This is a genomic window from Streptomyces sp. E11-3 (genome assembly GCF_046540415.1).
Taxonomy (GTDB): Bacteria; Actinomycetota; Actinomycetes; order Streptomycetales; family Streptomycetaceae; genus Streptomyces.
In genome coordinates this window covers 1-2,742 of the sequence record NZ_JAZGRL010000084.1, presented here as the reverse complement: position 1 = coordinate 2,742, position 2,742 = coordinate 1, and the positions used below count along the sequence as shown (strand labels likewise).

3 protein-coding genes and 1 pseudogene are annotated in these 2,742 nt (G+C 71.4%); 1 reads left to right on the top strand and 3 read right to left on the bottom strand.

The genetic code is table 11. The annotated features are described in order from the left end of the window. Positions 1 to 184: pseudogene (locus U9R90_RS35245) on the top strand (hypothetical protein); the annotation flags it as partial. Positions 185 to 296: 112 nt separating this feature from the next. Here U9R90_RS35245 and U9R90_RS35240 read toward each other — a convergent pair. From U9R90_RS35240 to U9R90_RS35230, 3 genes are all read right to left on the bottom strand, one after another. Further along, entirely contained in the window at positions 297 to 1,193 is an 897-nt protein-coding gene (locus U9R90_RS35240; RefSeq protein ID WP_411061499.1) for an alpha/beta hydrolase fold domain-containing protein, read from the bottom strand. A 67-nt stretch (positions 1,194 to 1,260) separates the two neighbouring features. Further along, entirely contained in the window at positions 1,261 to 2,574 is a 1,314-nt protein-coding gene (locus U9R90_RS35235) for an MFS transporter (protein ID WP_411061497.1), read from the bottom strand. After that, the coding region (locus U9R90_RS35230) for a hypothetical protein (protein WP_411061495.1) at positions 2,558 to 2,742 on the bottom strand (185 nt) is incomplete at its 5' end. The genes U9R90_RS35235 and U9R90_RS35230, both read right to left, overlap by 17 nt.

Here is a 2,742-nt window from a genome sequence, read left to right as displayed (position 1 = left end):
CCGCAACCGCCTCACCCACCCCCGCGGCCACCTCCAACTCCGCTTCGGCCGCGACGCCCACTGGTACGCCTACGAGTCCGAACCGGGCCGCGACGACTGGTGGCCGCGCGGCACCCCGGACCGCGACCCGGTGGGAGCACTGTCCGGCCTGGGAGGCGTGGAAGACCTTGGTCGGGTCCCATGAGGAACCACGCGCGGCGACCGCGGCGCACAGCTGAGGCAGATCCTCGCCGCGCTCACCGCGCCCGTCGCCGCGGCCTAAGCCGCGCGGCCCGGACATCGGTTGACAGCCCGCGTCAGCTCCGCAGGGCGGTGCAGATGGCGGCGCGGGCCGCTCTGCCTTCGGGGATGGGCAGGAGCGGGTAGACGTGCAGCATCTCCGACGCCTCGTGGAAGTCCACCTCGACGCCCACGGCCGTGGCGCGGGCGGCCAGTCGTCGGGCGTCGGCGTTGACGATGTCGCGGGTTCCGCTGAACAACGTGATCGGGCTCAACCCGGTGAGATCGGCGAGCAGAGGGCTGACGTACGGGTGGTCGGCGGGGAGATCGCCGCGGTAGAGGTCCCCGGCGTAGCGCGCACCGGCGACGGCGAGCCAAGGGTCGCGGTCTTCGAGCAGGGCGACGCGTGGGTCGGTCAGGGTGATGTCCAGCCACGGGGAGATGAGGACGGTGCGGGCGGGCGCGGGCAGTCCCCGGTCCCTCAGATGGACGGCGGCCGCGAGGGCCATACCGCCGCCCGCGGAGTCTCCTATAAGACTGAGGGCCGTGTCGGCCCCGTCGGCGTGGAGTCCGGCGGCCAGGTCGGTGACGGCCGGTACCACTTCGGCCGCGGTCGCCAGCGGGGCGAGAGGGTAGATCGGCACCGTGACCCGGGTGGCGGTCTCGGCGGCCACGTGGGCGATCAGCTTCCAGTGCTGCGGGGCTATCTCGTTGATGTAGGCGCCGCCGTGCAGATAGATCGCCCGCCGTCGGGCGTCGCCGCCGCGCGGGGTGACCTCGTAGACGGGCCATCCGGCCACCCGGCGTACGGCGAGGTCGACCGTGCGCTCCAGCCCGGCCGGCGGGGCGTACCCGGTCGGCCGCAGGGAACGGGCGAGTACCTGTTCCCGGACGGCCTCCGCCGAGCTGAACACCTTCTTGGCCCCACGGAGCCGCACCACGGTCGGCATCGCTCTGCTGGTCAGGCTCGGCACAGTACGGCTCCGTCCCCGCGGTCCTTGTTCTTCGGTGTTCTTCAGTGTCATTCGGTGTTCTTCGGTGTCACGTCAGGTCGGTGTTCTTCGTCTCGGGCATCCGGTGCACCACGACCAGGGCGAGGAGCAGCAGGACCACCGTGTAGCCGAGGAAGAGGTCCCCCTTCCCGTCGCTGGCCAGCCATGTCTGAAGATACGGTGCGCTGCCGCCGCAGGCGGCCACGGCGATCGCGTAGGGGAAGCCCACACCTGTCGTGCGCAGCCGGGTGGGGAACATCTCCGCGAACACCGCGGGGGTGATCGCCGCGCCTGCGGACATGAAGAGCATGGCCGTCGTCATCGACACGGCCAGCTGCCATACCTGGTCCTGGATGAGCCAGTTCAGGGGGAAGGCCAGCAAGGCTCCGCCGATATAGGAGCCGTACAGGATGGGCTTGCGGCCGACGCGGTCGGAGAGGGCGCCGAACAGAGGCAGAGTCACGAGGAAGACCAGGTTGGCGAGGGCTCCCGCCCACAGGGCGGAGGAGGCGTCGATGCCCTGGAGGGAGATGGCCTGGGCGGGGGCGGAGACGGCCCAGGTGTAGTAGACGACCGTTCCGCCCAGGGTGAGGCCGATCACGCGCAGGCACGCCGCCCGGTTCTCCCAGAATCCGTGCCACAGGGAGGTGCGCGGTTCGTGGTCCGGGGTGTCGGCCTGCTTCTGGAAGGCCTCGGTCTCCTCCATCCGGAGCCGCATGATCAGCGCGTACAGGCCGAGAAGCCCACCGATGACGAAGGGCACCCGCCAGCCCCACGTGTGCAGTTGGTCCTCGCTCAGGAAGGAGGCGAGGACCGCGGCGAGCACGGTGGCGAACATGATGCCGCAGGTCCCGGAGATGTAGATCAGGCTCGACCAGAGCCCGCGCCGTTCGCGGGGGGCCATCTCCGCGACGTACGTCTGAGCCGCGGGAAGCTCCCCGCCGTGGGCCAGGCCCTGGACGAGCCGCGCGAACACCAGCAGGGCGGAGGCGCCCACGCCGATCGTGGCGTACGTCGGCGCGAGGCCGATCAGCAGACTTCCCGCGGCGGCCAACCCGATGGAGCCGACCATCGCCGCACGCCGCCCCTTGCGGTCGCTGAGCCGGCCGAAGACCAGCCCGCCCAGCGGGCGCATGAGGAAGCCCACGGCGAAGATCGCCAGGGTGCTCAGCAGGGCCGAGGTCGGATCGGCGGAGGGGAAGAACTGCGAGGCGAAGAACGGGGTGAAGATCGCGTAGACGTTCCAGTCGTACCACTCCAGGGCGTTGCCCACGCCGGTGCCGATGACCGTGCGCAGCCGGGACGGGGCGGGAGTGCTCTGGGTCGTGGCGCTCGTGGCGCTCGTGTCACTCGTGGAGCTCATGGCACTCGTGGCCGAGGCGTCGGGTGCGCCGGATCTGGTGGCCGGGGATGCGTAGTCGGGCACGGGTCTTCTCCTGGGGGACGAGGCGCAGCTGGATGAGCTGCGTCCGGCGGGGCTGCGGGTGCGGCGGGGCTTGCCGGCGGGTGGTGCTGTGGTGCGCCCCGGCCC